29 protein-coding genes and 1 tRNA gene are annotated in these 26,035 nt (G+C 72.1%); 17 read left to right on the top strand and 13 right to left on the bottom strand.

Translation table 11 applies throughout. The features are described 5' to 3' along the window. Window positions 1-11 precede the first annotated feature (11 nt). Window positions 12-332, top strand: coding sequence for a hypothetical protein (locus ACZ3ZD_RS15515; RefSeq protein ID WP_467396991.1), 321 nt, complete (start codon window positions 12-14; stop codon window positions 330-332). Between the two features lie 63 nt (window positions 333-395). On the opposite strand, the gene ACZ3ZD_RS15510 is transcribed toward ACZ3ZD_RS15515, so the two are convergent. Both ACZ3ZD_RS15510 and ACZ3ZD_RS15505 read right to left on the bottom strand, forming a co-directional pair. Then, window positions 396-989, bottom strand: coding sequence for an isochorismatase family protein (locus ACZ3ZD_RS15510; RefSeq protein ID WP_467396989.1), 594 nt, complete (start codon window positions 987-989; stop codon window positions 396-398). Window positions 990-1,081: 92 nt separating this feature from the next. Further along, on the bottom strand, window positions 1,082-2,428 hold the full coding sequence (locus ACZ3ZD_RS15505; RefSeq protein ID WP_467396986.1) for a nicotinate phosphoribosyltransferase: 1,347 nt from the start codon (window positions 2,426-2,428) through the stop codon (window positions 1,082-1,084). A 65-nt stretch (window positions 2,429-2,493) separates the two neighbouring features. Between ACZ3ZD_RS15505 and clpS the strand changes: the two genes are divergently transcribed. The 8 genes from clpS (at window position 2,494) to ACZ3ZD_RS15465 (ending at window position 7,801) form a co-directional block, all read left to right on the top strand. Then, the gene (gene clpS / locus ACZ3ZD_RS15500) at window positions 2,494-2,802 is read left to right on the top strand and encodes an ATP-dependent Clp protease adapter ClpS (protein ID WP_467396984.1); all 309 of its coding nucleotides are present in this window, start codon (window positions 2,494-2,496) and stop codon (window positions 2,800-2,802) included. Between the two features lie 10 nt (window positions 2,803-2,812). Then, window positions 2,813-3,418, top strand: a complete 606-nt coding sequence (locus ACZ3ZD_RS15495; RefSeq protein WP_467396982.1) for a DUF2017 domain-containing protein — start codon at window positions 2,813-2,815, stop codon at window positions 3,416-3,418. A 351-nt stretch (window positions 3,419-3,769) separates the two neighbouring features. Continuing rightward, window positions 3,770-5,203 carry an amino acid permease gene (locus tag ACZ3ZD_RS15490; RefSeq protein WP_467396979.1) on the top strand — a complete coding sequence of 478 codons (1,434 nt, stop codon included), beginning with the start codon at window positions 3,770-3,772 and terminating at the stop codon, window positions 5,201-5,203. A gap of 141 nt (window positions 5,204-5,344) precedes the next feature. Next, entirely contained in the window at window positions 5,345-5,767 is a 423-nt protein-coding gene (locus tag ACZ3ZD_RS15485; protein ID WP_467396977.1) for a M67 family metallopeptidase, read from the top strand. A 79-nt stretch (window positions 5,768-5,846) separates the two neighbouring features. Continuing rightward, window positions 5,847-5,942: a putative leader peptide gene (locus ACZ3ZD_RS15480; RefSeq protein WP_019065921.1), complete on the top strand. Its 96-nt coding sequence runs from the start codon at window positions 5,847-5,849 to the stop codon at window positions 5,940-5,942. A gap of 101 nt (window positions 5,943-6,043) precedes the next feature. After that, the gene (locus ACZ3ZD_RS15475; protein ID WP_467396974.1) at window positions 6,044-6,322 is read left to right on the top strand and encodes a MoaD/ThiS family protein; all 279 of its coding nucleotides are present in this window, start codon (window positions 6,044-6,046) and stop codon (window positions 6,320-6,322) included. A 17-nt stretch (window positions 6,323-6,339) separates the two neighbouring features. Continuing rightward, the gene (locus tag ACZ3ZD_RS15470; RefSeq protein ID WP_467396973.1) at window positions 6,340-7,290 is read left to right on the top strand and encodes a PLP-dependent cysteine synthase family protein; all 951 of its coding nucleotides are present in this window, start codon (window positions 6,340-6,342) and stop codon (window positions 7,288-7,290) included. 70 nt (window positions 7,291-7,360) lie between these two features. Beyond that, window positions 7,361-7,801: a hypothetical protein gene (locus ACZ3ZD_RS15465; RefSeq protein WP_467396971.1), complete on the top strand. Its 441-nt coding sequence runs from the start codon at window positions 7,361-7,363 to the stop codon at window positions 7,799-7,801. Window positions 7,802-7,822: 21 nt separating this feature from the next. Here the strand turns inward: ACZ3ZD_RS15465 and ACZ3ZD_RS15460 are convergent, their stop codons facing one another. Then, window positions 7,823-8,284, bottom strand: coding sequence for a type II toxin-antitoxin system PemK/MazF family toxin (locus ACZ3ZD_RS15460; protein WP_467396968.1), 462 nt, complete (start codon window positions 8,282-8,284; stop codon window positions 7,823-7,825). A 237-nt stretch (window positions 8,285-8,521) separates the two neighbouring features. Between ACZ3ZD_RS15460 and ACZ3ZD_RS15455 the strand changes: the two genes are divergently transcribed. Continuing rightward, window positions 8,522-9,274 (top strand): MBL fold metallo-hydrolase, encoded by a 753-nt coding sequence (locus ACZ3ZD_RS15455; protein WP_467396966.1) that lies wholly within the window; start codon window positions 8,522-8,524, stop codon window positions 9,272-9,274. Window positions 9,275-9,340: 66 nt separating this feature from the next. Here ACZ3ZD_RS15455 and ACZ3ZD_RS15450 read toward each other — a convergent pair whose 3' ends face one another. Both ACZ3ZD_RS15450 and ACZ3ZD_RS15445 read right to left on the bottom strand, forming a co-directional pair. Beyond that, on the bottom strand, window positions 9,341-10,606 hold the full coding sequence (locus ACZ3ZD_RS15450; protein ID WP_467396963.1) for a PTS transporter subunit EIIC: 1,266 nt from the start codon (window positions 10,604-10,606) through the stop codon (window positions 9,341-9,343). 202 nt (window positions 10,607-10,808) lie between these two features. Then, the gene (locus tag ACZ3ZD_RS15445; protein ID WP_467397209.1) at window positions 10,809-12,035 is read right to left on the bottom strand and encodes a PTS transporter subunit EIIC; all 1,227 of its coding nucleotides are present in this window, start codon (window positions 12,033-12,035) and stop codon (window positions 10,809-10,811) included. Between the two features lie 215 nt (window positions 12,036-12,250). On the opposite strand from ACZ3ZD_RS15445, the gene ACZ3ZD_RS15440 reads away from it, so the two are divergent. The 3 genes from ACZ3ZD_RS15440 to ACZ3ZD_RS15430 all read left to right on the top strand — a co-directional run bounded on the left by ACZ3ZD_RS15440 (window position 12,251) and on the right by ACZ3ZD_RS15430 (window position 13,812). Then, window positions 12,251-12,484: a PTS sugar transporter subunit IIB gene (locus tag ACZ3ZD_RS15440; RefSeq protein ID WP_467396961.1), complete on the top strand. Its 234-nt coding sequence runs from the start codon at window positions 12,251-12,253 to the stop codon at window positions 12,482-12,484. Window positions 12,485-12,561: 77 nt separating this feature from the next. Further along, window positions 12,562-13,296, top strand: a complete 735-nt coding sequence (rph, locus tag ACZ3ZD_RS15435; protein ID WP_467396958.1) for a ribonuclease PH — start codon at window positions 12,562-12,564, stop codon at window positions 13,294-13,296. A 114-nt stretch (window positions 13,297-13,410) separates the two neighbouring features. Next, window positions 13,411-13,812 carry a prefoldin domain-containing protein gene (locus tag ACZ3ZD_RS15430; RefSeq protein WP_467396956.1) on the top strand — a complete coding sequence of 134 codons (402 nt, stop codon included), beginning with the start codon at window positions 13,411-13,413 and terminating at the stop codon, window positions 13,810-13,812. A gap of 60 nt (window positions 13,813-13,872) precedes the next feature. Here the strand turns inward: ACZ3ZD_RS15430 and ACZ3ZD_RS15425 are convergent, their stop codons facing one another. The 4 genes from ACZ3ZD_RS15425 to ACZ3ZD_RS15410 are packed head-to-tail and all read right to left on the bottom strand — an operon-like array spanning window position 13,873 to window position 17,142. Beyond that, complete coding sequence (locus ACZ3ZD_RS15425) at window positions 13,873-14,547, bottom strand: DUF1707 SHOCT-like domain-containing protein (protein ID WP_467396954.1); 675 nt, start codon at window positions 14,545-14,547, stop codon at window positions 13,873-13,875. A 9-nt stretch (window positions 14,548-14,556) separates the two neighbouring features. Continuing rightward, a complete protein-coding gene (locus ACZ3ZD_RS15420) occupies window positions 14,557-15,519 on the bottom strand; it encodes an ABC transporter ATP-binding protein (RefSeq protein WP_467396951.1) in 963 nt (320 codons plus the stop codon). Between the two features lie 2 nt (window positions 15,520-15,521). Then, a complete protein-coding gene (locus tag ACZ3ZD_RS15415; RefSeq protein WP_467396949.1) occupies window positions 15,522-16,349 on the bottom strand; it encodes an ABC transporter permease in 828 nt (275 codons plus the stop codon). Continuing rightward, window positions 16,342-17,142 (bottom strand): ABC transporter permease, encoded by an 801-nt coding sequence (locus tag ACZ3ZD_RS15410; protein ID WP_467396947.1) that lies wholly within the window; start codon window positions 17,140-17,142, stop codon window positions 16,342-16,344. Before ACZ3ZD_RS15410 ends, ACZ3ZD_RS15415 begins: the two co-directional genes overlap by 8 nt. A 1,037-nt stretch (window positions 17,143-18,179) precedes the next feature. Here ACZ3ZD_RS15410 and ACZ3ZD_RS15405 point away from each other — a divergent pair. Beyond that, complete coding sequence (locus ACZ3ZD_RS15405; protein WP_467396944.1) at window positions 18,180-20,897, top strand: transglycosylase domain-containing protein; 2,718 nt, start codon at window positions 18,180-18,182, stop codon at window positions 20,895-20,897. Window positions 20,898-21,036: 139 nt separating this feature from the next. Here ACZ3ZD_RS15405 and ACZ3ZD_RS15400 read toward each other — a convergent pair whose 3' ends face one another. Both ACZ3ZD_RS15400 and ACZ3ZD_RS15395 read right to left on the bottom strand, forming a co-directional pair. Continuing rightward, a complete protein-coding gene (locus ACZ3ZD_RS15400) occupies window positions 21,037-21,396 on the bottom strand; it encodes a GroES family chaperonin (RefSeq protein ID WP_467396942.1) in 360 nt (119 codons plus the stop codon). Between the two features lie 22 nt (window positions 21,397-21,418). Further along, window positions 21,419-21,748 (bottom strand): DUF3618 domain-containing protein, encoded by a 330-nt coding sequence (locus tag ACZ3ZD_RS15395; protein WP_467396939.1) that lies wholly within the window; start codon window positions 21,746-21,748, stop codon window positions 21,419-21,421. A 93-nt stretch (window positions 21,749-21,841) separates the two neighbouring features. Here ACZ3ZD_RS15395 and bcp point away from each other — a divergent pair, with 93 nt between their 5' ends. Both bcp and ACZ3ZD_RS15385 read left to right on the top strand, forming a co-directional pair. Then, window positions 21,842-22,309, top strand: coding sequence for a thioredoxin-dependent thiol peroxidase (gene bcp / locus ACZ3ZD_RS15390; RefSeq protein WP_467396937.1), 468 nt, complete (start codon window positions 21,842-21,844; stop codon window positions 22,307-22,309). A 47-nt stretch (window positions 22,310-22,356) separates the two neighbouring features. Beyond that, a tRNA-Leu gene (locus tag ACZ3ZD_RS15385) sits at window positions 22,357-22,443 on the top strand. Between the two features lie 75 nt (window positions 22,444-22,518). On the opposite strand, the gene rdgB is transcribed toward ACZ3ZD_RS15385, so the two are convergent. Further along, the gene (gene rdgB, locus ACZ3ZD_RS15380; protein ID WP_467396935.1) at window positions 22,519-23,121 is read right to left on the bottom strand and encodes an RdgB/HAM1 family non-canonical purine NTP pyrophosphatase; all 603 of its coding nucleotides are present in this window, start codon (window positions 23,119-23,121) and stop codon (window positions 22,519-22,521) included. A 25-nt stretch (window positions 23,122-23,146) separates the two neighbouring features. After that, window positions 23,147-24,481 (bottom strand): SGNH/GDSL hydrolase family protein, encoded by a 1,335-nt coding sequence (locus ACZ3ZD_RS15375; protein ID WP_467397206.1) that lies wholly within the window; start codon window positions 24,479-24,481, stop codon window positions 23,147-23,149. A 195-nt stretch (window positions 24,482-24,676) separates the two neighbouring features. On the opposite strand from ACZ3ZD_RS15375, the gene ACZ3ZD_RS15370 reads away from it, so the two are divergent. Next, the gene (locus ACZ3ZD_RS15370) at window positions 24,677-25,990 is read left to right on the top strand and encodes a DUF445 domain-containing protein (protein WP_467396932.1); all 1,314 of its coding nucleotides are present in this window, start codon (window positions 24,677-24,679) and stop codon (window positions 25,988-25,990) included. Window positions 25,991-26,035: the final 45 nt, after the last annotated feature.

Below are 26,035 nucleotides of genomic sequence, written 5' to 3'. Positions count from 1 at the left end.
GATGTGACCACATGGCCGCTGGAGGCTTCTGCAAGCTGCCGAACGGCACCGTGGTGGTGGCGCTGAACCTGCCCTACGGCCCCGCCGGGGTGCGGGTGCTGGTGCACGCCCGGAACCGGGCCCGGGCCCTGACCAGGCTCCGCAACCTGGGGCTGCGGGCGATCTACCTCCGGGGCAACGCCGAGCCCCCCACCCCGGACGAGATCACGGCGGTGCTGCACCATCCCGACGGCCTGATATGGCGTACGGCCCCCGGCGACAACGGTGTCACCGCCAACGAGCTGTGGCACCCGATCCGGGCGCTGCTGCGGGGGCCGGCGCTGGTGCCGTAGGGCGCCTGCGCGGGGGCGGAGACGCGGCAGGGCGCCCGCGGGCGGGCTCCCCACTCCGTGTCCCTAGCCGCTGACCACCGGCTTGCCCGTCAGTTCCACGCCCGCCTCGCGCAGCTCCTCCAGGGCGCGCTCGGTGGTCCCGGGGGCCACGCCCGCCGTGAGGTCCAGCAGGACCCGGGTGCTGAAGCCCTCGGCCGCCGCGTCCAGGGCGGTGGCGCGCACGCAGTGGTCCGTGGCGATGCCGACCACGTCGACCTCGGTGATCTCGCGGGCGCGCAGCCAGTCCGCGAGGGCGACGCCGTTCTCGTCGGCGCCCTCGAAACCGCTGTAGGCCGCCGAGTACGCGCCCTTGTCGAACACCGCGTCCACCGCGCCGGAGGCGACCGCGGGGGCGAAGTTCGGGTGGAAGCCCACCCCCTCCGTGCCCGCGACACAGTGCGCGGGCCAGGAGCGGACGTAGTCGGGGTTGTCCGCGAAGTGGCCGCCGGGCGCGATGTGGTGATCGCGGGTGGCCACCACGTGCCGGTACCCGGTGCCCGCCGCCTGGCCGATCAGCTCGGTGACGGCGGCGGCCACGTCGGCACCGCCGGCCACCGCGAGGCTGCCCCCCTCGCAGAAGTCGTTCTGCACGTCTACGACGATCAAGGCGCGGCGCATGGTGGGTGTCCTTCGACTGAGGGGGGTAACCGGGCCGGGAGCGTTCCGGGCCCGTGCGGGAGGGGGTGTTCGAGGCGGACGGCGGTCCCGCTCTAGCTACCCGTGCGCCCGTGGACGTACTCCGTCGGGAGGACGGGTTCCCCCCTGGACAGCTGGGTGGCGGACAGCGGCAGGTTGGCGCGCGCGGCGATGTGCCGGTCCCGGGGCACGTCCAGCGGCTCCCGGGCGACCACATCGCCGCCCTTGACCAGCTGCACCAGCAGCTGGTGGTCGGCCAGCTCGGCCGGGACCGGCCCGGTGCCGACGACCTCGGCCTCCGCGACGCCGTCCGCGTCCAGCCGGCGCGCGGCCCACTTGCGCCCGCCGACGGAGGCCTTGCCGCCGCTGGACTTCTTCGCGACCGGCACCAGCGGGGCCTTCGGGTCGGCGGACTCGGCGCGCGCGACCAGCTTGTAGACCATGGAGGAGGTCGGGTGCCCGGACCCGGTCACCAGCTGGGTGCCGACGCCGTACGCGTCCACGGGCGCGGCGGCCAGCGAGGCGATGGCGTACTCGTCCAGGTCGGAGGTGACGACGATCTTCGTGTCGGTGGCGCCCAGCTCGTCCAGCTGCTGCCGCACCCGGTGCGCCACCAGCAGCAGGTCGCCGGAGTCGATGCGGACCGCGCCCAGCTCGGGCCCGGCCACCTCCACGGCGGTGCGGACGGCCTCGGTGACGTCGTAGGTGTCGACGAGCAGGGTGGTCCCGCGGCCCAGGGTGTCCACCTGGGCCTGGAAGGCGTCCCGCTCGCGGTCGTGCAGCAGGGTGAAGGCGTGGGCCGAGGTGCCCACGGTGGGGATGCCGTAGCGGAAGCCGGCCGCCAGGTCGGAGGTGGTGGCGAAGCCGCCGACGTAGGCGGCGCGGGCGGCGGCCACCGCCGACAGCTCGTGGGTGCGGCGGGCGCCCATCTCGATCAGCGGGCGGCCACCGGCGGCGGAGGCCATCCGGGAGGCGGCCGCGGCGATCGCGGAGTCGTGGTTGAGGATGGAGAGGATCACCGTCTCCAGCAGGACGCACTCGGCGAAGCTGCCCTCGACGCGCATGATCGGCGAGCCCGGGAAGTAGACCTCGCCCTCGGGGTAGCCCCAGATGTCGCCGCCGAAGCGGTAGTCGGCGAGCCAGGCCAGGGTCTCCTCGTCGACGATCTCCCGCTCGCGCAGGAAGCCGAGCACGCCGGCGTCGAAGCGGAAGTTCTCCACCGCGTCCAGGACGCGGCCGGTGCCGGCCACCACGCCGTAGCGGCGCCCGTCGGGCAGCCGCCGGGTGAAGACCTCGAACACGCTCCGCCGTTCGGCCGTCCCGGCCCTCAGGGCGGCCCGCAGCATCGTCAGCTCGTACTGGTCCGTGAAGAGCGCCGTCGACGGGACGTCCACCGGCAGCCCAAGGTCCGCTGTGTTCATGACGAGGAATCGTACTCCCTTCTCGTCGGTGTGACGATTTATGGAGGCCGTGGCAGCATGGGCGTGTGACGTCACCCGCGCCCGTAGAGATCGAACGCACCGAGTCGGCGGAGGAGGTCTTCGCCGTACCCGAGCCCGACGTCCCCTGGGTCACCATCGTGCACAACGACCCGGTCAACCTCATGAGCTATGTGACGTACGTCTTCCAGACGTACTTCGGCTACACCAAGGACAAGGCCACCAAGCTCATGCTCGACGTCCACCACAAGGGCCGGGCGGTCGTCTCCAGCGGCAGCCGCGAGGAGATGGAGCGCGACGTGCAGGCGATGCACGGCTACGGTCTGTGGGCCACCCTCCAGCAGGACCGGAAGTAAACGCACTTACATGCCCGGACACTTCGAACCGCTTCCCGGCGGCGGCGCGGCCGTCGCGCTCGACGACGTCGAGATCTCCATCATCCGGTCGCTGGCCGTCCAGCTCCTGGAACTCATCGGCCCCGGTCCCGGCGCCGACGCCCCGGCGGACCCGCTCGCCGAGCTGTTCGCCGAGGGCCCGAGCGAGCCGCCCGCCGACCCGGTGCTCAGGAGGCTCCTCCCCGACGCCTACAGCGACCCGGAGGAGGCGCCCGCCTCGCCGGCCGAGGCCGAGGAGCGGCGGGCGTACTCCGCCGAGTTCCGCCGTTACACCGAGAACGACCTGCGGGCCGGCAAGCGGGAGAACGCGCTCGGCGTGGTCCGCAGCCTGGACGCGCTCGCCCCGGTGGACGAGGGCGGGGCGGTCCTCAAGCTGACCCCGGAGGAGTCCCGGCAGTGGCTCGGCGCCCTCAACGACCTGCGGCTGGCGATCGGCGCCCGGCTGGAGATCACCGACGAGGACGACACCGACCTGCTCTTCCGGCTCCCGGAGGAGGACCCGCGCAAGCCGATGGTGCTGGCCTACCTGTGGCTGGGCGGCCTCCAGGAAACCCTGGTCACGACGCTGATGCCGTAGCCCTGCCGGGGCCCTCCGCCCCGCTTGTGCGGTTTGCCCGGTTCCGGCGTTCGCTCAGAGAACGCTCAAATCCGGATAACGATCCCGTCACCTTCGTGGCCGGTTTTGACGCGTTCAGGCGCTCTTTGTCCGCTTTTACCTGTGTGATGGGCCACACCGTCCCTCTGTGATCAGTATTGCGGCCGTGATAAATCTTCACGACCGCCCGGCCGACACCACCCATGTCCGGCCGGGTGCGCCACCGAGCCGACGACCGTCGGCCAGGCAGACAGCTCCATCATCCGGGGGGATCGAGACCCGATCCGAGGCCGACGCAAGGCCCGGGTCGGCATGGAGAAAGGCGCACCACACATGACCTCAGCGCAGGTCGACCAGCATCGCGACGGCAACGAGGCCGGGCGGGCGGAGGGCAGTGAGGGCGAGGGGTACCAGCGCGGGCTCGGTGCCCGGCAGATCCAGATGATCGCCATCGGCGGTGCCATCGGCACCGGCCTGTTCCTGGGCGCGGGCAAGGGCATTTCCAAGGCCGGCCCCAGCCTGATCCTGGCGTACGCCATCGCGGGCCTCGTCATCTTCTTCATCATGCGGGCCCTCGGCGAGCTGCTGATGTACCGCCCGGTGTCGGGCTCCTTCTCGGAGTACGCGCGCGAGTTCATCGGCCCGTTCGCCGGTTTCGTGACCGGATGGACGTACTGGCTGTTCTGGGTGGTCACGGGCATCACCGAGGTCACCGCGGCGGCCTCCTACATGACCTACTGGTTCGACACCCCGCAGTGGGTGTCGGCGCTGATCTTCACCGTCGTCCTGTACGGCGCCAACCTGATCTCCGTGAAGCTCTTCGGCGAGCTGGAGTTCTGGTTCTCCATGGTCAAGGTCACCGCCATCATCGGCATGATCCTCATCTGCGCCGGCATCCTCACCGTCGGCTTCTCCGACGCCGGTGACACCGCCTCCGTCAGCCACCTGTGGAACGACGGCGGCTTCTTCCCGCACGGCGTCGGCAACACCCTGATGACCCTCCAGATGGTCATGTTCGCCTTCCTCGCCGTCGAGCTGGTCGGTGTGACCGCGGGCGAGTCCAAGGACCCCAAGACCGTGCTGCCCAAGGCGATCAACACCGTGCCGTGGCGCATCGCCGTCTTCTACGTCGGCGCGCTGATCATGATCCTGTCGGTCGTGCCGTGGACCAACTTCCACCCGGGGGTGAGCCCCTTCGTGGCCGCCTTCGAGAAGATGGGCTTCGCCGCCGGCGCCGGCATCGTCAACTTCGTCGTGCTCACCGCGGCGCTGTCGTCCTGCAACTCCGGCATGTACTCCACCGGCCGCATGCTGCGCGACCTCGCGCTCAACAGCCAGGGCCCGAAGCTCTTCACCAAGCTGACGCCGAGCGGCACCCCGCTCGTCGGCACCTCGGTCTCGGCCGCGCTGATGCTGGTCGGCGTCTGGATCAACTACCAGTGGCCGGGCAAGGCGTTCGACTACGTGGTGTCCTTCGCGACCATCTCCGGCATGTGGGCGTGGATCGTCATCCTGATCTGCCAGCTCCGCTACCGCGCCAAGGCCGACCGCGGCGAACTGCCCCGCTCGGAGTTCCGCGCCCCGGGTGCCCCGTTCACCAGTTGGTTCGCGCTCGCCTTCATCGGCATGGTGATCGTGATGATGGGCATCGACAAGGACGCCCGCGTCTCGCTCTACTGCGCGCCGCTGTGGGCCGTGATCCTCGGCGTCGCCTACCTGGTGCTCAAGCGCCGCAACCCGGAGGCCGCGGCCTTCCGCAAGCGCTGACCGGACCCTTTCGGAAAAGGACGTCCCGCCGCCGGGAGCTCTCGTGGCGCCCCCGGCGGCCGCCGCTCAGGACGTCCGGCATGTGGGCCGTCCCGTACCACGCCTCGGTACGGGACGGCCCCTCTGCTTATCCTGACCCCCATGCTGACCATCACCCAGGCCCTGTACGACCAGATCGTCGCCCACGCCCGCAAGGACCACCCCGACGAGGCGTGCGGCGTGGTGGCGGGTCCGGCGGGTTCGGACCGCCCCGAGCGCTTCATCCCCATGCTGAACGCGGCGATGTCGCCCACCTTCTACGAGTTCGACTCGGGCGACCTGCTCAGGCTCTACCGGGAACTGGACGACCGGGACGAGGACCCGGTGGTCATCTACCACTCCCACACCGCCACCGAGGCCTACCCCTCGCGCACCGACATCTCCTACGCCAACGAGCCCGGCGCCCACTACGTCCTCGTCTCCACCGCCGACACCGACGGCCTCGGCGAGTTCCAGTTCCGCTCCTACCGGATCGTGGACGGCGTGGTCACGGAGGAGGAGGTCACGGTCGTACAGGCCTACTGATCTCGCCCACCGGACGAAATCCGTCCGGCATACGGAATCACACTCCGGGGCGCGGGCCGGGAATCGATACGATGACCCCATGGTTCTTCTCGACGTGAGCGACAAGGCGCCGGGCACGCTGCTCGTGGCGCGGCTGCACGTCGACCTGTGCAGGCTGAACAGCGCCATCTGTTGATCCACCCCGCTGCCGCCGTCCGGCCGTGAGCCGCGGCGCGCCGCCCGCTGCCGCGCGCGCCTGACCGAACCGACGACACCTTCCGACAGGAGCCCCGAACCATGGCCATCGAGGTCCGCATCCCGACCATCCTCCGCCAGTACACCGACGGTCAGAAGGCGGTGGAGGGCACCGGCGAGACCCTCGCCGAGCTGTTCGCCGACCTCGAGACCCGGCACGCCGGCATCCAGGCCCGCATCGTGGACGGCGAGCAGCTGCGCCGCTTCGTCAACGTGTACCTGAACGACGAGGACGTCCGCTTCCTGGACGGCATCACCACCAAGCTGTCCGACGGCGACAGCGTGACGATCCTGCCGGCCGTGGCCGGCGGCATGCGCTGATCGGCCGTCGAGCAGCGATGCGCTACGACTCCCCGCTGGCCGCGGTGGGCAACACCCCCCTGGTGCGCCTGCCGCGGCTGTCGCCGTCCCCGGACGTGCGGATCTGGGCCAAGCTGGAGGACCGCAACCCCACCGGCTCGGTCAAGGACCGCCCCGCCCTGCACATGATCGAGCAGGCCGAGAAGGACGGCCGGCTCACCCCGGGCTGCACCATCCTGGAGCCCACCTCCGGCAACACCGGCATCTCCCTCGCCATGGCGGCCAAGCTCAAGGGCTACCGCATGGTGTGCGTGATGCCGGAGAACACCTCGCAGGAACGCCGGGACCTGCTCGGCATGTGGGGCGCCGAGATCGTCTCCTCGCCGGCCGCGGGCGGCTCCAACACCGCCGTGCGCGTGGCCAAGGAGCTGTCCGCCGAGCACCCCGACTGGGTGATGCTCTACCAGTACGGCAACCCGGACAACGCCGGCGCCCACTACGCGACCACCGGCCCGGAGATCCTCGCCGACCTGCCCTCGGTCACCCACTTCGTGGCCGGCCTCGGCACCACCGGCACCCTCATGGGCGTCGGCCGCTATCTGCGCGAGCACAAGCCGGACGTGCGGATCGTCGCCGCCGAACCGCGCTACGACGACCTGGTGTACGGCCTGCGCAACCTCGACGAGGGCTTCGTCCCCGAGCTGTACGACGCCTCCGTGCTGACCACCCGCTTCTCGGTCGGCTCCGCCGACGCGGTCACCCGCACCCGTGAACTCCTCCAGCAGGAGGGCATCTTCGCGGGCGTCTCCACCGGCGCCGCCCTGCACGCGGCGATCGGCGTCGGCAACAAGGCCGTCAAGGCGGGCGAGAGCGCCGACATCGTCTTCGTCGTGGCCGACGGCGGCTGGAAGTACCTCTCCACCGGCGTCTACACCGCGGCCACCACGGAAGAGGCCATCGCGACCCTGCAGGGCCAGCTCTGGGCGTGACGACGGGGGATCCGGGCGCGCCCGTGGTACGTCACATCTGCACCAGGACCTCTGCAGAAAGGCGGACCCCATGCGCCGTACCACCCCCCTCGTCCTCGCGGCGGCCGCGCTGATCCTCGCGGGCTGCGGCTCCCAGCAGGGCACCGGCAGCAGCGACAAGGTGTCGGCGCCGCCCACCCGGTCCGCCGGCGGCTGCACGAGCCGGGCGGAACTGACCGCCGCCGATCACGGCCGTACCGTCTGCGTGAACAAGGGCGGCGAGGTCCGTCTGTCCCTGGACGGCACCCGGGCCCGCCCCTGGAAGCCGGTCACCGCGAGCGGTACGGCACTGACGGCCGTCAACGCCGGCCTCGTGCTCCAGCCGGGTGACGCCACCGCCGCGTACCGGGCGGCCGCCCCCGGCACGGTGAAACTCGCCTCCTCCCGCCCCCTGTGCGCCCAGCCCACCGCACCGGGCCAGGTGTCCTGCAAGGGCATCGAGGAGTGGACGGTCACCGTCCGCGTGCACTAGGCCCCTCTTCCCCGAAGGGGTCTAGCCCGCCAGGTGCCGTACCTGGTCCCACAGGACCGGGTCGACCACGCCCACCCGGCGGCGGAAGCCGGTCATCGGGACCTCGCGCAGCTCGTCGGTCTCCAGGAAGCTGGGCCGGCCGTGCGCGTCGCCGACCGCGCCGGGCGGCAGCGGGATCACCCCGGAGCGCTCGTCGTGGTACTTGCTGGTGATCTTCGCGACCGTGGCCCGGTCCCCGCGCACGGCCAGCACCAGGCAGGGGCGGTCCTTCACGCCGCCGCGGTCCTCGAAGGGGACGTTCGCCCACCAGATGTCCCCGGGGGACGGCCGTACCGCGTGCGCGGTCCGCGCGCCCGGCCGGCCCGGGGGCCGCAGCCGCCGTCCGCCGGGCCGCCGCCGGCCCCCGCCCCAGCCGTCGACGAGCGTGGCGACCAGCGCGAGCAGTACCACCGCCGCGAGCGCGAGCCACCAGGACGTGTCCATACGACGACGTTACCGGCGCGCGCCGCACAGCGCGCGCCCTTGGCCGATCCTCGTGCGCCCCACGTCCAGCCGAACCGGTGACAGCACAGGTGAGTTCGCCCACAACGGCCCCTGGCGGAGGAGCGACCCGTGCTTTCGCGCCTTACGCTCGACAAACCGCACGACCCCCGACAGCCCTCATCCCGAGGGGTCCCCCGTCCCGCCCACAGCGTTCCCGCCAGCGGAGGTTTCTGCTTCATGAAGCTCACCGTCGTCGGCTGCTCGGGGTCGTTCCCGTCCGCGGAATCGGCCTGTTCGAGCTACCTCGTCGAGGCCGACGGCTTCCGGCTGCTCCTCGACATGGGCAACGGCGCCCTTGGCGAGCTGCAGCGCCACTGCGGTCTCTACGACCTCGACGCGATCTTCCTCAGCCATCTGCACGCCGATCACTGCATCGACATGTGCGCGTACTTCGTGGCGCGCTACTACCGCCATGACGGCGGCCGCTGCGACCCCCTCCCGGTCTACGGCCCCGAGGGCACCGAACACCGGCTCACCACGGCCTACGCGGACACCCCCTCCGCCTCCTCGATGAGCGAGGTCTTCGACTTCCACACGGTCAAGCCGTCCACCTTCGAGATCGGCCCGTTCACCGTGCACACCGAGCGGGTCCGCCACCCCGTGGAGGCCTACGCCATCCGGATCGAGCACGGCGGGAAGTCCCTGACGTACTCCGGCGACACGGGCGTCTCCCCGGCGCTGGAGGAGCTGGCCCGGGACACCGACCTGTTCCTGTGCGAGGCGGCGTTCACGCACGGCAAGGAGAGCATTCCCGACCTGCACCTCAACGGCCGCGAGGCGGGCGAGACGGCGGCCCGTGCCGGCGCCCGCCGTCTGCTCCTCACCCACATCCCGCCCTGGACCGATCCCCAGGTGAACCTGCGGCACGCCCGCGAGGTGTTCACCGGCCCGACGGACCTGGCGACACCGCGGGCGTCGTACGAGATCTAGGTGTTCCAGGCCCGCGAGGGCCCCGGGAGCTTCCGGGGCCCTCGCGGGGCAGGGGCCGGAGAAGCCCTACTTGGCCTCGGCCTTCTGGAGTTCGGCGAGTTCCTCGTCCGACTCGCGGCCCGGGGTGGGCAGGTTGAACCGGGTGATCGCGAAGCGGAAGACGGTGTAGTAGACGCCGCCGAAGCACAGGCCGACCAGCGCCAGGCCCCAGGGGTTGCTCGCGATGCCCAGGTTCAGGAAGAAGTCGATCGCGCCGGCGGAGAAGCCGAAGCCGTCCTTCATGCCCAGCGCCCAGGTCAGCGCCAGCGAGATGCCGGTGAGGACCGCGTGGATGGCGTACAGGGCCGGCGCGATGAACATGAACGTGAACTCGATCGGCTCGGTGACGCCGGTGACGAAGCTGGTCAGCGCGAGCGAGAGCATCATGCCGCCGACGACCTTGCGGCGCTCCGGACGGGCGCAGTGCACGATCGCGAGGCAGGCGGCCGGCAGGCCGAACATCATGATCGGGAAGAAGCCGGTCATGAACTGGCCCGCGGTCGGGTCGCCGGCCAGGAAGCGCGCGATGTCACCGCTCTTGCCGTGGTACTCGCCCGCCTGCAGCCAGGGGAAGGAGTTCAGCAGGTGGTGCATGCCGATCGGGATCAGCGCGCGGTTGGCGGCACCGAAGATGCCGGCCCCGACGGCGCCCGAACCCACCAGCCACTCACCGAAGTTGTGCAGACCGGTGCCGAGGACCGGCCAGATGTAGCCGAAGACGATGCCGAGGAGCAGGCCCGCGAGCGCCGACAGGATCGGCACCAGCCGGCGGCCGCCGAAGAAGCCCGCCCAGTCCGGCAGCTTGGTGCGGTAGAACCGCTGGTAGATCAGCGCGACGGCGAGGCCCATCACCACACCGCCGAGGACCTTGGCGTCGGCCGGGGCGTCCATCATGACGACCTTGCCGTCGACGGCCGTCGCCACCTTCGGCAGGTTCTTGTCCGTGAACGTGCCGAGCACGTTCTTGAAGACCAGGTAGCCGACGACCGCGGCGAGCGCCGTCGAGCCGTCCGACTTCTTCGCGAAGCCGATCGCGATGCCCACCGCGAACAGCAGCGGCATGTTGTCGAGGATCGCGTTGCCGCCGGCCGCCATGAAGGAGGCTATCTTCGTCAGGAACGCCGGGAACGACGGGCGGCCCAGCATGTCGGTGTTGCCGAGGCGCACCAGGAGGGCGGCGGCCGGCAGCACCGCGACCGGCAGCATGAGGCTGCGGCCGATACGCTGCAGCACGGCCATCACGCCGGCGCCCTTCTTCTTCTGGGCCGCGGGAGCGGCGGTCGCCGTGGTCACAAGTTCCTCCAGGGGGCAAGGCGCCGCCCGGGAACCATGGAAGGGGACGGCAGCGTCTCTGGTCTACACCACTCAGTGGTGTAGACCTGTTGTAGCACGATGAAGGCGGCGTAAGGAACCCGCGAATGCGCTACCGCCGCGCTACGCGCTGTGCGCCCCGCGTCCTGGCCTGCGCGCTCGTTCCGACCCGGGTCGCGCCCGCTCAGGCCTTGGTGACGTCCTCGACCTCGTCCACCGGCTCCCGGCCCGGGGTCCTCAGGTCGAACCGCGTGATCGCGAACCGGAAGAGCGCGTAGTACACGGCCGCGAAGCACAGGCCGATCGGGACGATCGCCCACGGTCTCGTCGCCAGCCGCCAGTTGATCACGTAGTCGATCAGCCCCGCCGAGAAGCTGAAGCCGTCGTGCACCCCGAGCGCCCAGGTCACCGCCATCGAGGCACCGGTGAGCACGGCGTGGACGGCGTACAGCGCGGGCGCGACGAAGAGGAACGCGTACTCCAGCGGCTCGGTGATGCCGGTGACGAACGAGGTCAGCGCGACCGACAGCATCAGACCGCCGACCTCCTTGCGGCGCTCGGGCCGCGCGCAGTGCGTGATCGCCAGCGCGGCGGCCGGCAGCGCGAACATCATGACGGGGAAGAAGCCCGAGGTGAACTGGCCGGCGTTCGGGTCGCCCGCCAGGAACATGCTGATGTCGCCGTGCACCACCGTGCCGTCGGGCGCGGTGTAACTGCCGAACTGGAACCAGAGGGGCACGTTCAGGAACTGGTGCAGGCCCACGACCAGCAGCCCCCGGTTCGCGACCCCGAAGAGGCCCGCCCCCCAGGCGCCCGCGTCCCGCAGCCACCCGCCGAAGCCCTCCAGCGCGGCACCGACCGTCGGCCAGACGAACAGGCACACCACGGCGAACGCGATCGCGACGAAGGCCATGATGATCGGCACGAGCCGGCGCCCGTTGAAGAAGCCCAGCCAGTCCACCAGCCGGGTGCGGTGGTACCGGGCCCAGAAGAAGGCCGCCAGCAGGCCCATCACGATCCCGCCGAAGACGCCCGGGTTCTGGTAGGTGAACGCGGACACCGTGCCGTCGGCCGCCTGGCAGCCCGTCACCACCACCTTCGCGCCCGCCGGGCACCGCTGCGGGAACTGGCGCAGCACGCCGTAGTAGACGAGGAAGCCCGCCACCGCCGCGAGCGCCGTCGAACCGTCGGACTTCTTCGCCATGCCGATCGCCACGCCCACGCAGAACAGCAGCGGCAGCCCCAGCCCGCCGTCGAGCAGGGCGCCGCCCGCCCCGCTCATCACCTTCGAGGCGTCCGTCCAGCCCAGGCCGTCCGCGCCGAACAGGTCCGGCTGCCCGAGCCGGTTCAGGATGCCCGCCGCCGGCAGCACGGCGATGGGCAGCTGGAGGCTGCGGCCCATCTTCTGCATGCCCTGGAACAGGCCGTTCCAGCGGGTCCGGGCGGGGCTTGCCGGGCTCTCGGCGCTCACGGGTTTGGCGACCCTCCCCACGGTGGTGTAGACCAGTCGGCGGACGGTTCCGCTGTCGTGACCGCCATCATCCGGCACGGACGACGGGATCGCTCGCGCAGAGGGGCCAACTGTGGGTTACTGCGACAAACCGGTTCGGAGCAGGGAGAAGGAACATGGCCAGCAAGGCTGAGAAGATCGTCGCCGGGCTCGGTGGCATCGACAACATCGAGGAGGTCGAGGGCTGCATCACCCGGCTGCGCACCGAGGTGATCAACCCCGACCTGGTCGACGAGGCCGCCCTGAAGGCCGCCGGTGCCCACGGCGTCGTCCGGATGGGCACCGCCGTCCAGGTCGTCATCGGCACCGACGCCGACCCGATCGCCGGGGAGATCGAAGACATGATGTGAGCCGACGCGCTCACCGGCAGGGGGCTCCTCCCGACGCGGGAGAAGCCCCCTCGCCGTCTACGGATAGGCTCCTCGCCATGTCTCGCATCGACGGCCGTACCCCCGAACAGCTCCGCCCGATCAGCATCGAACGCGGCTGGAGCAAGCACGCCGAGGGCTCCGTCCTCGTCTCCTTCGGCGACACCAAGGTCCTGTGCACCGCCTCCGTCACCGAAGGCGTCCCGCGCTGGCGCAAGGGCAGCGGCGAGGGCTGGGTCACCGCGGAGTACGCCATGCTGCCCCGCGCCACCAACACCCGCGGCGACCGCGAGTCCGTCAAGGGCAGGATCGGCGGCCGCACCCACGAGATCTCCCGGCTCATCGGCCGCTCCCTGCGCGCGGTCATCGACTACAAGGCGCTCGGCGAGAACACCGTCGTCCTCGACTGCGACGTCCTCCAGGCCGACGGCGGCACCCGCACCGCCGCCATCACCGGCGCCTACGTCGCCCTCGCCGACGCCGTCGCCTGGGCCCAGGGCAGGAAGCTGGTCAAGGCCGGCCGACAGCCGCTCACCGGCACCGTCAGCGCCGTCTCCGTGGGCATCGTCGGCGGCGTCCCGCTGCTCGACCTGTGCTACGAGGAGGACGTGCGCGCCGAGACCGACATGAACGTCGTCTGCACCGGCGACGGCCGCTTCGTCGAGGTCCAGGGCACCGCCGAGGCCGAGCCGTTCGCCCGCGAGGAACTGAACGCCCTGCTCGACCTCGCCGTCACCGGCTGCGCCGAACTGACCGCCGTCCAGCAGGCGGCACTCGCGGCCACCCGCGCGTAAAGGAACCTTCAAGGCCCCGGGCAACCCGCCGGGCCGTCCCGTCGTCCCTCTGGGTACGGGCGCACCGCTCACCGGCGGTGCGCCCGGCCAGCCGTACCAGGGAGGGACACCACCATGGCCGCCAGCCGACGCCGAAGCCGGCTCACCGCCGTCGCCGCCGCCGTAGCGACCGCCGCGCTGACCGCCGGCCTCACCGCGGGCTGCGACGCCATGAACAAGGCGCTGGACTGCGTACAGACCGCCGACGCCATCGCCGACAGCGTCACCGACCTCCAGCAGGCCGTCGAGAACGCCGCGAACGACCCCACCCAGGTGGACTCCGCGCTGGACTCCATCGACAAGAGCCTGCGCACGATCGGCGACAAGACGGACGACGCCGACGTCAACAAGGCCGTGGACAACCTGCACAAGGCCGTGGACAACGCCCGGACGTCCGTCCGGAACGGGGACACCACACCCGACGTCAGCCCGGTGACGGACGCGGCGGGCGAACTCACCAAGGTATGCACGCCCTAGCCCGGCCCGATCGCTTCTCCGGCCCGATCGCTCCTAGGGCCCGGTCGCCCTTCCGCGCGGTCAGCGACCCTTCTCCAGCCGGCCCTTCTCGAGCCGGCGCTGCTCCTTCAGGCGTCTGCGTTCGGCGCGCGGCAGCTTGCGCTCCACCCCCACGCCACCCCAGAAGGCGAAACCACCGATGATCACCCGGGGGGCGCCCGGCTCGGGCGGCGCGTCGTCCCTGGGGTGCTCGAAGGCGCCCATCACCCCGATGCCCCGTACGACGACCTCCACCCCCGGCGGCACCACGACCTGCACCCCGCCCATCACCGCCACACAGTTGACGACGACCTCGCGGTCGGCGAAGTCCGCCTCGCGCAGGTCGATCTCGCCACCCCCCATGAAGGTGAAGCAGGAGAACCGCCGCGGCACCGTCCAGCGGCCCCTGCGCTCGAACCCCGACAGCAGCGCCACCGCCCACGTCGAGGACCCCTCGCCCCCGGTGATCCGGTCCGCCCAGCCCCCGCCCCGCACCGGCTCCTTCACGAAGGACACCGCCGCGCGGCCGGACGCCGGCAGATCGCGGGTCAGCGGCGCCAACTCGCCGTACGTGCGCGCCGTGTAGGCCGCCTCCAGGCGCTCGTCGAACTCCGCCATGTCGAGCCGCCCCTCGGCCAGGGCGTCCCGCAGGACCTCGGCGACCCGTTCGCGGTCGGCGTCGGACGCCCGGAGGTCCGGGACTGCGTCGTCGCTCATGGAGGCAGCCTACGAGACCGCCTTCTCGGCGTACATCCTGGCGATGACGGCCTCGATGTCCGGCTCCCGCACCGACAGGTCCACCAGCGGGTACCGGGCCGCCAGATGCGCCACCAGCGGCGCCGCCGACTGCCCCGCCGGGAACGCCAGCCACTGCCGCGGCCCCTCCACCCGCACCACCCGCGCCGACGGCACCCGGACCGGCGGCAGCTCCCGCTCCAGGTCCACCACCAGCGTCCGCTCGCCCTCCCCGGCCTCGTGCAGCCCCGCCAGCGGGCCGTCGTACACCAGCCGCCCGTGGTCGATCACCATCACCCGGGAGCACAACTGCTCGATGTCCTGCAGGTCGTGCGTGGTCAGCAGCACCGTCGTGCCGCGCTCGGCGTTCACCTCCCGCAGGAACTCCCGCACCTTCGCCTTCGACACGACGTCCAGGCCGATCGTGGGCTCGTCCAGGTACAGCACGTCCGGATCGTGCAGCAGCGCCGCCGCGATGTCCCCGCGCATCCGCTGCCCCAGCGACAGCTGCCGCACCGGCACGTCCAACAGCGCGCCCAGGTCCAGCAGTTCCACCAGACGGTCCAGGTTCTCCCGGTAACGGGCGTCCGGGATCCGGTACATGCGGTGCGCCAGCCGGTAGGAGTCGATCAGCGGCAGGTCCCACCACAGCGTCGTCCGCTGCCCGAACACCACCCCGATCCGGTGCGCCAGCCGTGTCCGCTCCCGCGCCGGATCGATGCCCGCCACCCGCAGCCGGCCGCCACTCGGCGTCAGGATCCCGGTCAGCATCTTGATCGTCGTCGACTTCCCGGCGCCGTTCGGCCCGATGTACCCGACCATCTCCCCGCGCGCCACGGTGAACGACAGCGAGTCCACCGCCCGCACCTCGCGCCGCTCCCGCCGGAGGAACCCGGTCTTGCGGCGCACCTCGAAGACCTTCTCGACCTGCTCCAGGACGATGAAGTCAGCCACGCTCAGCTCCCTGTACTGCGGTACGAACGAAGTCCCGCCCGCCAGGCCAGTCCCGCGAGCGCACAGCACCCCACCGCCACCAGCGGCGGGGCCCACGCCAGCCACGACGGCAGCCCCAGCGGATACGGCCGGCCCAGCACGTACGTGGCGGGCAGCCAGTTGACGAAGGCCAGCGGCAGCACGAAGGTCACCCCGCGCACCAGCTCCCTCGGGAAAACCGTCGGCGGATACTGCAACAGCGTCGTACCGCCGTACGTGAACGCGTTCTGCACCTCCGAGGCGTCCTGCGCCACGAACTGGAACGCCGCCCCGGCCACGAACACCGCGCAGAAGATCGCGCAGCCGCTCACCACCGTCACCGGCATCAGCAGCAGCCGGGATGCCGTCCAGTCCACGTCCACGCGGGTCAGCGACCAGCCCAGCACCAGCGCCCCCTGGGTCACCCGGCCCAGCCGGCGCAGCGCGAACCGGTCGGCCGCCACCTGCGCCAGCACCGGCGCCGGCCGCACCAGCAGCGTGTCCAGCGTGCCGTCCCGCACCCGCCGGCCCAGCCGGTCCATCGACCCGATCAGCAGGTCGGCCAGCCCGAAGGAGGCCGCGGACAGCCCGTACAGGAACGCCACCTCGGGCAGCGGGTAGCCGCCCAGCGCGTCCACCCGGGAGAACATCAGCATGATCGCGACGAAGTCGAGGAAGGTCGCCGCGAAGTTCCCGAACGTCGTCATCGCGAAGGACGCGCGGTACGCCATCGTGGACCGCACCCACATCCCCGCCACCAGCCGGTAGGCCCGCACGCCCTCGACCACCCGGTGCCCCGCGCCCTCAGCCACCCTGCACCACCACCCGGCGCGTCGCCGCCGACTGCACCAGCCGCCCGGCCCCCAGCAGCACCGCCGCCCACGCGGCCTGGAAGAGATAGGTGGACCACGGGTCCGCGTGCCCCAGCAGGATGTCCGCCGGGGCCTGGAGCAGCGAGGACCAGGGCAGGACGCGTACGACCTCGCCCAGCGCGCCCGGGAACACGTTCAGCGGCAGCAGCATGCCCGAGCAGAAGAAGCCCAGCAGCCACGCCATCTGCGCCACGCCGGTGCCGTCCAGCAGCCAGAACGCGCTCAGCGCCACCAGGTAGCGGATGCCGAACCCGACCAGCATGGCCAGCACGACGGCGACGAGGAACGCCGCCCACGTGCCCGCGTCGGCCGGCAGGTACGCCGGGAAGCACAGGGCGCCGAACAGGAACGGCACCAGCCCCCGGCCCAGCAACTGGAAGAACGCCCGGCCCAGGTCCGCCGCCAGCCACCACAGCTGGAGGTCGGCCGGCCGGTACAGGTCGATCGCCACGTCCCCCGTACGGATGCGTTCCATCAACTCGTCCTCGACCCCGCCACCCCCCAGCGCCAGGGTCGACAGGAACGCCTGCCCGAGCCAGACGTAGGTCACGGCCTGCGCCTGGTCGTACCCCCCGAGATGCGGCCTCTCGTCCCACAGCGCGCGATACGTGGAGACCAGGATCAGACCGAAGGCGGTGTTCGTGAACACCCCTGCCGCAGTGGCGGCACGGTAGGTCGCGTACCGTCTGAACCCCCCTGCCGCGACGGCCGCGTACAACCGTCCCGCGCCCACGCCAGTCGACCTCCTCGGACTGCTCGACACCGAAGCGCAGGAGCCTAGTCCGGAGGCCCGGTGGCCGGCCACGCGTTTTCCGGCCGGAAGCAGCCGGAATCCGGGAACGGAACGCCGGGTGCGAGAGTCTTCACACAGGGGGAGCGCAGAAGCGTACGAGGCGTACGGGAACGTACGACGCGAAACAGGAGTCCGTGCACGAGATGAGCGACGAGCCGCAGCCGCAGCAGCCGAACGACGGCGGGGCACCGAAACGGCCGCTGCCGGCTGAAGGGCCCGGCACCCCGGGGGGCCACGACCCGGCAACCACCGGCAAGACCCCCGGACCCCGCCCCGGGCCGACCCCGGCAACCGACGACCGCGCGGAGGGGAGGGGCCCGGGGACGACCCGGGACGACGCCGCTTCCGGTTCCGGTTCCGGTTCCGGCCCCCGTGACCGGTTCGGTGCGGCGGGTTCGGGGGCCGGTCAGCGGTCAGGGGCGGCGGGTTCCGGCTCGGCGGACTCCGGGGCGCAGGACCGTACGGCTTCCATCGCCCGCGCCCGCCAGGCGGCCCGCGGCGGCCGCACGGACCAGACGGGCACCGCGGGACCCGGCGGAGCCACACCCGCGGGCTCCGGCGGTGGTCCGGCGTCCGGCCGCGGTACGGCGTCGGGCCGGGGCCCGGCCACCGGCGGCGCGACGGCGTCAGCGCCGGGCGGGGGCGCGGCCTCGGGCGGTGCCTCGGCGGCGGACCGGGGTGCGGTTTCCGGCGGTGCCTCGGGCGCTGGGCGCGGCCCGGCTTCCGGTGGTGCCACGGCTTCCGGGCGTGGTCCGGGCTCGGGTGGTGCCTCGGCGTCCGGGCGTGGCCCGGCTTCCGGTGGTGCCACGGCTTCCGGGCGTGGTCCGGGCTCGGGTGGCGCTTCGGCGTCCGACGCGGGCCCGGGGGCCGGCGCTTCGGCGTCCGGGCGTGGCCCGGCCGGGGGTGCCGCGGCGTCCGGGGAGGCCGGTGGCAAGAAGCCGGCCGGTTCCGGTGAGCCCGCGGCCGAGAGTACCCAGGTGCTGCGGCGGGTCGGCCCGGCCAAGACGCCGAAGGCCGGTGAGGCGCCCGAGACCACGCAGGTGCTGCGGCGGGTCAACGCGCCCCGCGCCGGTTCGGAGTCCGACTCCGGCGGCCGTACCCCTCGTACCCCCGAGACCCCTCGCCCCACCGTTCCCCGCCCCGCGGGGGAGAGCGGCGCGGCCGGTACCGGTACCGCCTCCTCCCCGGCCGCGGCCCGCGCCGCCCGTGCCGCGCGCGCCGCCGGAACCGCTGCCGCCGCCCAGGCCGCCGCCACCCCCGCAGCCGCGCCCGCTCCCGCCCCCGCGGCCACGCCCTCCGCCGGAGGCGACGGTGACGGCGACGGCAACGGCAAGGGCAACGGCAAGGCCCAGGCCGCGAAGGGCAAGCGGCCCAAGCGGACCGGATGGCGGCGGATCTTCCCCACCTGGCGGATGGTGCTCGGCACCTTCGTCGTCGGCGTGCTGCTGCTCCTCGGGCTGTTCTTCGTCGGCTACTCCCTCGTGAAGATCCCCCCGGCCAACGCCTTCGCGACCAAGCAGAGCAACGTCTACCTCTACGCGGACGGCTCCCAGCTCGCCCGCGACACCCGCGACAGCCAGGTCAACCGCGAGAACGTCAACCTGGCCGAGGTCTCCAAGGACGCCCAGCACGCCGTACTGGCCGCCGAGGACCGCGACTTCTACACCGAGTCCGCCGTCGACCCCAAGGCGATGCTCCGCGCCGCCTGGAACACCGCGACCGGCAAGGGCAAGCAGTCCGGCTCGACGATCACCCAGCAGTACGTGAAGAACTACTACCTGGCCCAGGAGCAGACGCTCACCCGCAAGGCCAAGGAGTTCTTCATCTCGATCAAGCTCGACCAGAACAAGTCCAAGGACGACATCCTGGAGGGCTACCTCAACACCAGCTACTTCGGCCGCAACGCCTACGGCATCCAGGCCGCCGCCCAGGCCTACTACGGCCGGGACGCCTCCGACCTCGACCCGGCCCGCGCCGCCTACCTCGCCGCGCTCGTCAACGCGCCGAGCGAGTACGACGTCGTAGCCCACCCGGAGAACAAGAGGGCGGCCGTCGCCCGCTGGAACTACGTCCTGGACGGCATGGTCACCAAGGGCTGGCTGAGCGAGTCCAAGCGCTCCGGCATGAAGTTCCCGATGCCGAAGGAGCAGACGATCTCCACCGGTATGTCCGGCCAGCGCGGCTACCTCGTGGACGCCGTCAAGCAGTACCTGACCAGCAACAACATCATCGACGCCGACCACCTCGCGGCCGGCGGCTACCGCATCACCACCACCATCCAGAAGAACCGGCAGGACGCCTTCGTCAAGGCGGTCGACGACCAGCTGATCTCCAAGCTGGACAAGAAGAACCGCAAGGCCGACACCTACGTCCGGGCCGGCGGCGCCTCCGTCGACCCCAGGACCGGCAAGGTCGTCGCCATGTACGGCGGCATCGACTACGTGAAGCAGTACACCAACGGCGCCACCCGCGGTGACTACCAGGTCGGCTCCACCTTCAAGCCGTTCGTGTTCACCTCCGCCGTGCAGAACGGGTCCACCACCCAGGACGGCCGCACCATCACCCCGAACGCGGTCTACGACGGCACCAACCAGCGCCCCGTCCAGGGCTGGAGCGGCGGCGCCTACGCCCCCGAGAACGAGGACCAGCACTCCTACGGCCAGATCACCGTCCGCAAGGCCACCGACCTGTCGGTGAACTCGGTGTACGCGCAGATGGCCGTCGACGTCGGCCCCGCCAAGGTCAAGCAGACCGCCGTCGACCTCGGCATCCCCTCCGACACCCCGGACCTCCAGCCGTACCCGTCCATCGCCCTCGGTACCGCCACCGCCAGCGTCCTGGACATGGCCGAGGCCTACGCGACGCTCGCCAACCACGGCAAGCACGGCACGTACACGCTGGTCGAGAAGATCACCAAGCAGGGCACCGACGAGGTCAGGCTGCCCGACCGGCAGGTCAAGGAGGCCGTCAGCCGGGAGGCCGCCGACACCACCACCTCCGTCCTGCGCAGCGTGGTCCAGACCGGCACCGCCACCGCCGCGCAGGCCGCGGGCCGCCCGGCGGCCGGCAAGACCGGTACCGCCGAGAGCGACAAGGCCGCCTGGTTCGCCGGATACACCCCCGACCTGGCCACGGTGGTCTCCGTCATGGGGCAGGACCCGGTGACCGCCAAGCAGCAGCCGCTGTACGGCGCCCTCGGCCAGGCCCGCATGAACGGTGGCGGCCCGCCGACCCAGATCTGGGCGCAGTACACGCGTGCCGCGCTGCAGGGCAAGCCGGTCGCCGACTTCGACCTCCAGCTCCAGCAGGGCGCCGACCAGGTCCAGGAGCCGCCGGCCAGCAGCAGCGCGCAGCCCGGCACCGACGGCGGCCAGAACGACGGCGGCGCGAGCACGCCCCCGGCCGACGGCGGCGCGTCGAGCACCCCCGCCGACGGCGGCACCACTGGCACCCCGGCCGACGGCGGCCCGACCACCGGCGGGGGCGCGGCCACGGGCGGCGGCCCGACCACCGGCGGGGGTGCGGCCACCGGCGGCGGCACGACCGGCGGCGGCCCGACCACCGGCGGCGGAACCCCGGGCGGCGGGACGACCGGGGGAGGCGCGGCCACCGGCGGCGGGACCCCGGGCGGCGGCACGACAGGTGGCGACACCTCCGGTGCCGACGCGGGCACCGGAGGCGGCCCCGGCACCTGAGCCCCGGCGAGGCCGGTGACCGCTGGTCGCCTTCAGCCCCACCACGGCGACCAGCGCACCCGCTCGGCACCAGCCGGGCGGGACCCACGACGAAGAGGGCCGGTGACGATCGTCACCGGCCCTCTTCGTCGTGCCTTCGCTAGAGGTACAGCCCCGTCGAGTCCTGGGACCCCTCGAACCGGTCCGCGGCGACGGCGTGCAGGTCGCGCTCGCGCATCAGCACGTACGCCACGCCCCGCACCTCGACCTCCGCCCGGTCCTCCGGGTCGAACAGGACACGGTCGCCGGGCTCCACGGTCCGCACGTTCTGCCCGACGGCGACGACCTCGGCCCAGGCCAGCCGCCGCCCCACCGCCGCGGTGGCGGGGATCAGGATGCCGCCCCCCGACCGCCGCTCGCCCTCACCGGCCTCCTGCCGCACGAGAACCCGGTCGTGCAGCATCCGGATGGGGAGCTTGTCGTGGTGGGGAGTGCTCTGCTCGTTTCTGTTGGCGCTCACGCCTCGAACCTACCCGCCCCGCTCAGTCCCGGCGCCGCCGGGCCCCGAGGGCCAGCAGCCCCACGACCCCCACGACGACGAGCGCGACGGGCACCACCCGCTCCAGGCGAGGCGACCCGTCCTCGTCCACGAACCGCGCCCGCACCTCGGTGACGGCCCGGTTGACCTGCACATACGCTCGCCCGACCGTGTGATCGACGTTGGCGATCACCTTGGCCTTGGCATCCCCGACGATGGTCTTCGGATGCACCCGCACCCCGATCTCGTCGAGCGTCTCGGCCAGCACTTCACGGCGGCGCCTGATGTCCGCCTCGATCTGCGCCGGGGTTCTCGTGTCCGACGTGTCCGCCACCGTACGGCCTCCGAAGTCTCCTGATGCTGTTCCGGACAGTCTGTCAGCTCTCGGCCGCACCGCACCGCAAGGCCCCCCGGTTACGCTGGCCCGATGAGCGAGCGACTCCAGCCGGGGGACACGGCCCCCGCCTTCACCCTCCCCGACGCCGACGGCACCGAGGTGTCCCTGTCGGACCACAAGGGCCGCAAGGTCATCGTCTACTTCTACCCCGCCGCCCTGACCCCAGGCTGCACCAAGCAGGCCTGCGACTTCACGGACAACCTGGAGCTCCTGGCCGGCGCCGGCTACGACGTCATCGGCATCTCCCCGGACGCCCCCGAGAAGCTCGCGAAGTTCCGCGAGAAGGAGTCCCTGAAGGTCACCCTCCTCGCCGACCCCGACAAGAAGGTCACCGAGGCGTACGGCGCGTACGGCGAGAAGAAGAACTACGGCAAGACCTATCTGGGCGTCATCCGCTCCACGGTCGTCGTGGACGAGGAGGGCAGGGTGGAGCGCGCCCTGTACAACGTCCGCGCCACCGGCCATGTCGCCAAGATCATCAAGGATCTGGGTATCTGACCGCCGGGCCCCCCTGCCCGGCCGCTAGCATGGCCGGGCAGTACCAAGCGGCCGTGGTGGAATTGGCAGTCACGCTGGGTTTAGGTCCCAGTGGGGTAACTCCCGTGAGGGTTCGAGTCCCTCCGGCCGCACCAGAGTCCGGCCCGGCGGGTCCCCGCGGGTTCGGCGCGCCGGGTCCCCGCGGGTTCGGCCCGGCACGACCCGGGCGTTCAGCCCAGCAGCTCCCGCACCACGGGCACCAGCGCCCGGAACGCCTTCCCCCGGTGGCTGATCGCGTTCTTCTCCTCGGGGGCCAGCTCCGCGCAGGTGCGCGTCTCGCCCTCCGGCTGCAGGATCGGGTCGTAGCCGAAGCCGTTCGTGCCGGCGGGCCGCTGCCGCAGCGTGCCCCGCAGCCGGCCCTCGACCACGCGTTCCGTGCCGTCCGGCAGGGCCAGGGCCGCCGCGCAGGCGAAGTGGGCGCCGCGGTGCTCGTCGGCGATGTCGGAGAGCTGGGCCAGCAGCAGCTCGAGGTTGGCCAGGTCGTCGCCGTGGCGGCCGGACCAGCGGGCGGAGAAGATCCCGGGGGCGCCGTTCAGGACGTCGACGCACAGCCCGGAGTCGTCGGCGACGGCGGGCAGCCCGGTGGCCTGGGCGAGCGCGTGCGCCTTGAGCAGGGCGTTCTCGGCGAAGGTGACGCCGGTTTCCTTGACGTCGGGGATGTCGGGGTAGGCGTCGGCGCCGACGAGTTCGTGGGGGAGCCCGGCGTCGGCGAGGATCGCCCTCAGCTCGGTGATCTTTCCGGCGTTGCGGGTGGCGAGGATCAAGCGGGTCATGCCGCCAGTATTCCCCGCCGCCCGGTCACAGCTCCGTCTGCCCCGCGCCCCGCAGCGCGCGCAGGTCGAACACCTCGCCCATGGTGCGGTAGCCCAGGTCGCTGGGGTGCAGATGGTCGCCGGAGTCGTACGCGGGGCGCAGCCGGCGCGGGTCGTAGGGGTCCCGCAGGGCCTGGTCGAAGTCGACGACCGCGTCGTACACGCCGCCCGCCCGGATCCCGGCGTTGACCTGCTGCCGTACGGCCTCCCGGGCCGGGGTGTAGCCGCGGTGGCCCTGGAAGGGCATGAGGGTGGCGCCGACGACCTTCAGGCCGCGGGCGTGTGCCTGGCGGACCAGGGTGCGCAGGCCGGTGAGGATGCGGTCGGGGTCGGCGAGCCGGGGGTTGCGCAGGATGTCGTTGACGCCGAGGTCGATGACGACGACCTTGGCGTTGGTCCGGGAGAGCGCGTCGCGGCCGAAGCGGCCGAGTCCGCTCTGGTTCTCGGCGGGCCGGCCGAGGCCGTCGGCGAGGACCTGGTTGCCGCTGATGCCCTCGTTGACGACGCTGTAGCGCGGGAGTTCCTCGCCGTTCTCCAGGGCGCTGCGCAGCCGGCCGGAGAGGATGTCGGGCCAGCGGCGGTTGGTGCCGGTGGTGGAGGTGATGCCGTCGGTTATGGAGTCGCCGAAGGCCACGACGGTGCCGGTGGCCTCGTCGCCGAGCAGGTCGAGGGCGGTGACGTAGCGCCAGTACGGGGTCTGCTCGGTGTACGGGACGCCGGTCGCGTCCTCGGTGCGGTCGCCGGTGGCGAGGTACGACACCTGGCGGGCGTGCGGATGGTAGGTGACGGGCCCGGACGGGGTGGGCGAGTAGGTGGTGATCAGCACGTCGGCGCCGTGCGGGACGGCGATGCGGACGGCGTCGCTGACGACCTGCCCGCCCGCGGGGATGACCACGCCGGTGCCGCCGCCGAAGGTGAGCCGCCGCATCGTCTCCGCGTCCGCGGCGGCGGTGCCGTCACCGCTGGACAGGGCGAGGGAGGCGTGGGTGATGGTGAGCGGGGCCTGGCCGTACAGGTTGGACAGGGTGACCCGGGCACTGCTGCCGCCGGTGGCGGCGTGCACCACGTTGCGGACCGAGTGGCCCGCGAGGCCGGCGGTCTCGGTGCCGGGTTCGCCGCCCACGGGGGCGGTGGCCCAGGCGCCGGCCCAGGTGCCGGTGGAGGCGGGGGCGGCGCGGGAGTCGCGGTGCGGGCGGTTGTCGCCGAGGGCGCTGTGAGGGGTGCCGTCATCGGTGGCGACGGTGACATAGATGCCGGCGGACAGTGCGACGACCAGGGCGACCAGCGCACCGAGCACCGCATGACCATGACGCTTGGCCACTGTTGTGTTGTTCTCCTCGCCGAACGGGAGCCCGAGGCTCCGATCTTGCTCACCCATGATGCGTCATGGGCCGGGAAGGGCTGACAGGACCCCTCCGGAACTCCCCACCGGACAGACGCCGGGAACTCCTGTTCCGTTCCGGGAGTCGGTCGGGAAGGGACAATTGTGTGCGGGATCACCGGACGGGTGGAGCTGATGGAACCTAGCGAGACGGGAAGCCCGGGGCGGGTCGCGTCGTACAAGACGATGACGGCGTTCACCCCGGCCGACGAGGAGCGCCGACGCGGGGTGCGGCGGATGAAGCTCACGGCGACGGGCATGCTGCTGTTCGTCGCGGTGGTCTACGTGCTGGCGAAGACGGCCGGGCACGCGGGGGCCGGGGGCTGGACGGACTACGTGGCGGCGGCGGCCGAGGCCGGCATGGTGGGCGCGCTCGCCGACTGGTTCGCGGTCACGGCGCTGTTCCGGCACCCGCTCGGGCTGCCCATCCCGCACACCGCGATCATCCCCACCAAGAAGGACCAGCTGGGCGTCTCGCTCGGTGAGTTCGTCGGGGAGAACTTCCTCTCGGAGGACGTCGTACGGCAGCGGCTGCGCGCGGTCGGCATCGGCAGCCGGCTCGGGGCCTGGCTGGCCGAGCCGGAGCACGCGGACCGGGTGACGGCGGAGCTGGCCACGGCCCTGCGCGGCGCCCTGACGGTGCTGCGCGACTCGGACGTGCAGGCGGTCGTCGGCGAGGCGATCACCCGGCGGGCCGACGCGCAGGAGATCGCGCCGGGGATCGGCAAGACGCTGGAGAGGATCGTCGCGGACGGCGGCCACCGGCGGGTCGTGGACCTGGTGGTGGCCCGCGCGCACGACTGGCTGGTGCTGCACCGCGACGACGTGATGGTGGCCGTGGAGGGCGGCGCCCCCGGCTGGACCCCGCGGTTCGTGGACCGGAAGGTCGGCGAGCGGGTCTACAAGGAGCTGCTGCGGTTCGTCACCGAGATGCGGGACATGCCCTCGCACCCGGCGCGCGGCGCCCTGGACCGCTTCCTGACCGACTTCGCCTCCGACCTGCAGTCCGACACGGACACCCGGGCGCGGGTGGAGCGGCTCAAGGGCGAGGTGCTGGGCCGGGGCGAGGTGCAGGACCTGATCGCGTCCGTGTGGACGGCCGTACGGTCGATGATCGTGGCGGCGGCCGAGGACGAGCGCAGCGAGCTGCGGACGCGGGTGCGGGCCGCGCTGCTGTCCCTGGGGGCGCGGATGGCGACCGAGCCGAAGGTGCAGGGCAAGGTCGACTCGTGGGTGGAGGGCGCGGCGGTGCACGTCGTGACGACCTACCGCGCGGAGATCACCTCGCTGATCACGGACACGGTGGCCGGCTGGGACGCGGAGCACACCACCCGGAAGATCGAGGCGCACATCGGCCGTGACCTGCAGTTCATCCGGATCAACGGCACGGTGGTGGGATCGCTCGCGGGCCTGGTGATCTACGCGGTGTCGCGTGGGCTGGGGGCCTGACCGGGAGTGTTCCGGTGCGGCGAGGGCACCCGGTATCCCGCCCTG

It is taken from the genome of Streptomyces sp. NPDC023481, assembly GCF_055560195.1.
The sequence above is the reverse complement of the archived record's forward strand: the minus strand, read 5'-3'. Positions and strand labels throughout refer to the sequence as shown.